Source organism: Trichlorobacter sp. (assembly GCF_030247655.1).
Lineage (GTDB): Bacteria > Desulfobacterota > Desulfuromonadia > Geobacterales > Pseudopelobacteraceae > Trichlorobacter.
On record NZ_JAOTRZ010000207.1, the window covers coordinates 1 to 5,164 of the forward strand.

The window sequence follows — 5,164 nt, forward strand, 5'->3', positions numbered from 1 at the left end:
GCCCTCTGCTTGCAGGAATGCCTGCTGATTCAGGCCCGTAGCCTGGGAATGGCCGGTAGCGTGGTTGAGTCAATCTTGTTGCGCCACTTGCCGGATGTTGAAAATCTTAATTACAAACAGATTGCCCGTAGTCTGAAGATTGATCCTGAACAGGTGTTGGCTGCAATTCGGGTAATTGCCGGTTTTGATCCCCGCCCAGGACGTCTGTACAGCAGTGATGAGGTACACTACATCTCTCCTGACATCTTTGTGCATAAGGTGGGGGATGATTATGTAGTGATGTTGAATGAAGAAGGCCTGCCAAACCTACGGCTGTCTCCCTATTATCTTGATGCCAAGGCTGGTGGCGGTATGGATGCCAAGACTCAGGAATATGTCGGCGACAAGAAGCGGGCCGCTGAATGGCTGATCAAGAGTATCCAGCAACGTCAGCGTACCATTTTCAGGGTGGCCAAGAGTATTGTCAAATTCCAACGAGAGTTTCTGGAACAGGGGGTTGAAGGTCTGCGTCCTCTGGTGTTGCGTGATATTGCTGAAGATATCGGCATGCATGAATCAACCATCAGTCGGGTGACCACCAACAAATATATGCAGACCCCCCAGGGACTGTTTGAGTTAAAATATTTTTTCAATAGTGGGCTTTCAACATCAGATGGTGATTCAGTTTCTTCCGAAAGTGTCAAGAACCGGATTAAGGCAATTATTGATAAGGAAGATGCCGCAAAGCCTCTTTCTGACCAGAAAATTGCTGAAATGCTGTCTGATGAAACCGTCAATATTGCCCGGCGGACGGTAACAAAATACCGCGAGATGCTGCGTATCGGATCGTCGTCTGAACGACGGCGTCATTTCTGATATAATTACCAAAGAGGGAACTATCCAGAGGAGGACACAATTATGCAAGTATCGACAACCTTTCGGCATATGGAACAGAGTGAGGCGCTGAAAAGTTATGCAGAAGAAAAGCTTGAGCGGGTTGCCAAGTACATTGATGAACCAATTTCAGCCCAGATCTATTTCACGGTGGAAAAAATCCGCCACATTGTTGAGATTGTTATTTCCGGTCGTGGCATTACCACCAAAGCTTCAGAGGCAACCAATGATATGTATGCTGCGGTTGACGCTGTCCTGGACAAGATTGAACGTCAGTTAAAGCGCTACAAGGAAAAACTGAAGGACCACAAACCTGCTGACAGCAATGGTCGCACCATGTCCAAAAAGGTGTTCCATGCTGAAAGTATTGAATCCAATCCAGAGCCGGTTGTTATCACCACCAAAACCGAGACTGCCAAGCCGATGGCAGTGGAAGAGGCGGTTATGCAGATGGATCTGTTGCATAAGGATTTTCTGGTCTTCACTGATGCCGTATCCGGCGAAATCAATGTACTGTATCGTCGCAAAGACGGTAACTTTGGCTTGATCGAGCCACAACGAGGCTAATGCATGTACAGGGGAGATGCGTTGCATCTCCCCTGTACATGCCACGGTATACTGTGGATAGCATTACCCTTTCCATACAGGACCTGCTCGATGAAAAGGAGTATGGTCTTGAACTGCTGTTGCTGGCTGGCGCCAGTGGTCTTGATCATCGGGTCAGTTCCTCCCGGATTCAAAAACCAGGTCTGGCCCTGACCGGTTATACTCAGCACCTGCATCCTGCCCGAATCCAGGTCTTGGGCAACACTGAAATATCCTATTTGTACCAACTGACTGATGAACGCTTGCGTGACAACACCCAGGCACTCTGCGCATTTTCTATCTCCTGCTTTGTTGTTACCAAAGGGCTTACTCCTCCTGCCAGCTTCCTTGAAATTACCGAGCAGCATGGCATTCCGGTACTGGTGTCGCCCCATCAGTCTTCCACGTTTATTTCGCTGATCACCAAATTCCTTGAAGAACAGTTGCTGCCCACTACCCATCTGCATGGTGTGTTGGTGGATGTATTGGGTGTCGGTATACTTTTGACCGGTAAAAGTGGCATCGGCAAGAGCGAATGTGCCCTTGATCTGGTGATTCGTGGACATCGCTTGGTGGCAGATGACATGGTCTTTATCAGAAAAAAAATGCCGGCCAGTCTGGTTGGTCAACCGGAACAGCAGATACAGCATCTGATGGAAATCCGTGGACTGGGCATCATCAATATCAAAGATCTGTATGGTGTCTCATCCATCCGAGAAAAGAAGATTATTGATCTGGTGCTTGAGTTAATGGAGTGGGATCCGGCTCAGGAGTATGACCGTCTGGGAATTGATGACAGGACCACGACCATCATGGGGGTTGATCTGCCACACCTGACGATACCGGTCAGACCTGGACGTAACCTAGGTTCAATCATCGAAGTCGCTGCCCGTAATTTTCTGCTCAAGGGGATGGGCTATCATTCAGCAAAGGATTTTCAACAGCGGTTGCTGGACCGGATGGAGGTCAGGCATCTTGGCGATGAGGTGGAATAGCTGATGCGGATTGTGGTCATTACCGGTATGTCCGGTTCAGGTAAGTCAACTGCGGTACGCGCTCTTGAGGATGAAGGGTTTTACTGTATCGACAACCTGCCGGTACGACTGTTTCGACAGTTTGTTGAACTGATTGAAAAATCAGGTGAGACATTCAAAGGAGTAGTCCTGGTTACCGATATCAGGGGTCGTGATCTCTCTACCGGCATTGTTGAATCGTTTCGTGAATTGCGTAGTGTAGGACACGAGCTGGAAGTACTGTTTTTTGATGCATCGGATGAGGTACTGATCAGACGCTTTGCTGAAACCCGTCGCCGTCACCCTGCAGATGAACACTGTACCGTTCCCGATGGGATCAGAATTGAGCGTGAGCGTCTGGCCGCCCTACGTCAGAACGCCACCTTGATCATTGATACCTCAGAGTTCAATGTCCATCAGTTGAAAGAGCAAGTGATCCGTGCCATTAAAGGGGAGCAGGGCAGTAGTCATTTTACGGTGGAAGTGGTTTCGTTTGGCTTCCGGTATGGTGTCCCGCTGGATGCCAATCTGGTTATGGATGTCCGCTTTCTGCCGAATCCTCATTTTGTCCCTGAGCTGAGAGCCTACAGCGGTCTTGAACCAAAGGTCCGTGATTTTGTGCTTGAGCAGACGGAAACCAGCGCGTTTCTTGATCATTTTTTTAGTCTTCTGAATTTTCTGATCCCGGCTTACCGCCGTGAAGGAAAGAGCTATTTAACGATTGCCATCGGTTGTACCGGTGGGCGCCACCGTTCGGTGGCCATTACGCAGGCAGCGGCAGCTCGCTTTGAGTCGCTTGGGCTTAAGGTGCGCATCAGTCACCGCGATATTGAGAAGGGATAGTAGACCATGACTGGACTTGTTGTTGTAACCCATGCAGGACTCGCCACATCATTGATTGCAGCTTCAAGCATGATCACCGGTAGCAGCGAAGGCTGTGAAGCGGTTGAGCTGCATGCTGATGACCCTGCAGATGGCCTGGTTGGCCGCATTGCTGAAGCATTGAAAGCCGTTGGAAGCGATGGAGCCATCATCATGACTGATATGTTTGGCGGTACGCCATCCAATGCAGCCATGTCTTTTCTGCAAGAGGGCAAAGTTGAAGTGGTAACCGGAGTAAACCTTCCGATGATGGTAGAGTTTTTTTCCCGTCGTGGAAGGATGACGTTGGAGGAGCTTTGCGCTTCTCTGCTGCGTTGTGGACGTGAAAGTGTAATTGTAGCTGGTGAATTCCTAAAATAGAACAGGTGCTTACATGCAACAGCAGGAGTTTGAGATTGTTAATAAATTAGGACTGCATGCCCGTGCATCAGCTCTCTTTGTCAAGACTGCCAGTAAGTTTCAGTCTGAAGTTAAACTGGCCCGGGAATCGGTTGAGGTGAATGGCAAAAGCATTATGGGAATCATGATGTTGGCTGCCTCAAAAGGGACCAAGATCCGCCTGACTGTGGAAGGGGCTGATGAAGCAGAGGCGATGCAGATCATTGGCGCCCTGATTGTAGATGGGTTTGGCGAAGAGTGACCATGCTGCCAGTTGCCTATATGGCTGTCTTTGTCTTTCTGTTCGGGGCGGTGATCGGCTCATTTCTAAATGTTTGCATCTATCGTCTTCCCCTTGATCAATCAATCATCAGTCCCGGTTCCCGTTGCATGTCCTGTGGGGCTGCGGTGCGCTGGTTTGACAATATCCCGATAGTCAGTTGGCTGGTGTTACGAGGCCGTTGCAGGGGGTGTGGTACCGGTTTCTCAATCCGCTATCCACTGGTAGAGCTGTTAACTGGCTGTCTTCTGTTACTGTTGTTTCTTCGCTTTGGCCTGAGTATCTCCTTCTTTATTTATTCCCTGCTTGTTGTTGCATTGATTGTTGTCACCTTTATCGATTTTGATCATCAGATTATCCCTGATGAGATCTCGCTTTCCGGGGTTGTTCTAGGCTTTCTGGCTTCATTTTTTCTTCCAGAACCGGGCTGGATTTCATCTCTGGCAGGTATTGTCGTTGGTTGGGGCAGTCTGGCGCTGGTGTTTTACGCCTACCTCTGGTTGACCGGACGGGAGGGAATGGGGGGGGGAGACGCCAAGCTGCTGGCCATGCTGGGTGGCTTCCTTGGTTTGCAAGCCGTGCCGTTTATTATATTCACCTCATCACTGGTTGGATCGGTTGTTGGTCTTTCCTTGATGGCGCTGCAACGCAAAGGACGCCATCTGGCTATTCCCTTTGGTCCGTATCTGGCTTTCGGGGCGGTTATCTATATTTTCTACGGCCCCCAGCTGATCAACTGGTATCTCCATCTGGGGAAGTAACCGATGCGAACAGTGCGGCTAAGCCTCACGTTTTCCATTCTTGCCTCATTGGCCTGTCTGCTTATCCTTACCTGGCTGCTCTTTAGTCTGCTCGCCTTTAAAACAGCTGAAAATGACCTGTATGCCCAGAAGGGTGAACATGCCCGGATGCTATTGGCTACTTTTGTTAATCAGTTGCCGGATCAAATGCCCAGCTTTCCCGAAGGAATGTTGCCGTTAAATACCTCTGCTGCGGTCTATGCCTCCAAACTTGCAGAAGAACGATCATTTGAACGTCTGACCCTGCTGGATAAGGCAGGCAAGGTTATCTACAGTGTTGGCAGAGAAGGCAGTGACCTTTACCGCCCTTTTACGCTGCCGGGGCGTCAGCTGGAGGAGAGCGGGATTATTGC

The 5,164-nt window shown here is 49.6% G+C and carries 7 protein-coding genes and 1 pseudogene; all 8 read left to right on the top strand.

The annotated features are described in order from the left end of the window. Positions 1–855, top strand: an 855-nt coding sequence (gene rpoN / locus OEL57_RS13805; RefSeq protein ID WP_300741210.1) for an RNA polymerase factor sigma-54, incomplete at its 5' end; no start/stop codon positions are given. A 42-nt stretch (positions 856–897) separates the two neighbouring features. Then, on the top strand, positions 898–1,440 hold the full coding sequence (gene hpf / locus OEL57_RS13810) for a ribosome hibernation-promoting factor, HPF/YfiA family (RefSeq protein WP_300741212.1): 543 nt from the start codon (positions 898–900) through the stop codon (positions 1,438–1,440). Between the two features lie 53 nt (positions 1,441–1,493). Further along, a complete protein-coding gene (hprK, locus tag OEL57_RS13815) occupies positions 1,494–2,453 on the top strand; it encodes an HPr(Ser) kinase/phosphatase (RefSeq protein WP_331489752.1) in 960 nt (319 codons plus the stop codon). Between the two features lie 3 nt (positions 2,454–2,456). Further along, on the top strand, positions 2,457–3,314 hold the full coding sequence (gene rapZ, locus OEL57_RS13820) for an RNase adapter RapZ (protein ID WP_300741216.1): 858 nt from the start codon (positions 2,457–2,459) through the stop codon (positions 3,312–3,314). A 6-nt stretch (positions 3,315–3,320) separates the two neighbouring features. Beyond that, positions 3,321–3,713 carry a PTS sugar transporter subunit IIA gene (locus OEL57_RS13825; RefSeq protein WP_300741218.1) on the top strand — a complete coding sequence of 131 codons (393 nt, stop codon included), beginning with the start codon at positions 3,321–3,323 and terminating at the stop codon, positions 3,711–3,713. 13 nt (positions 3,714–3,726) lie between these two features. Further along, a complete protein-coding gene (locus OEL57_RS13830) occupies positions 3,727–3,993 on the top strand; it encodes an HPr family phosphocarrier protein (RefSeq protein ID WP_300741220.1) in 267 nt (88 codons plus the stop codon). A gap of 2 nt (positions 3,994–3,995) precedes the next feature. Further along, complete coding sequence (locus OEL57_RS13835) at positions 3,996–4,772, top strand: prepilin peptidase (protein WP_300741222.1); 777 nt, start codon at positions 3,996–3,998, stop codon at positions 4,770–4,772. A 3-nt stretch (positions 4,773–4,775) separates the two neighbouring features. Further along, a pseudogene (locus OEL57_RS13840) lies at positions 4,776–5,164 on the top strand (hypothetical protein); the annotation flags it as partial.

Bases quoted from the DNA above. Each gene is read 5' to 3' on its own strand.
- OEL57_RS13825 (WP_300741218.1), top strand. From the start codon at position 3,321: ATGACTGGACTTGTTGTTGTAACCCATGCAGGACTCGCCACATCATTG.
- OEL57_RS13830 (WP_300741220.1), top strand. From the start codon at position 3,727: ATGCAACAGCAGGAGTTTGAGATTGTTAATAAATTAGGACTGCATGCC.
- OEL57_RS13835 (WP_300741222.1), top strand. From the start codon at position 3,996: ATGCTGCCAGTTGCCTATATGGCTGTCTTTGTCTTTCTGTTCGGGGCG.
- rapZ (WP_300741216.1), top strand. From the start codon at position 2,457: ATGCGGATTGTGGTCATTACCGGTATGTCCGGTTCAGGTAAGTCAACT.
- hpf (WP_300741212.1), top strand. From the start codon at position 898: ATGCAAGTATCGACAACCTTTCGGCATATGGAACAGAGTGAGGCGCTG.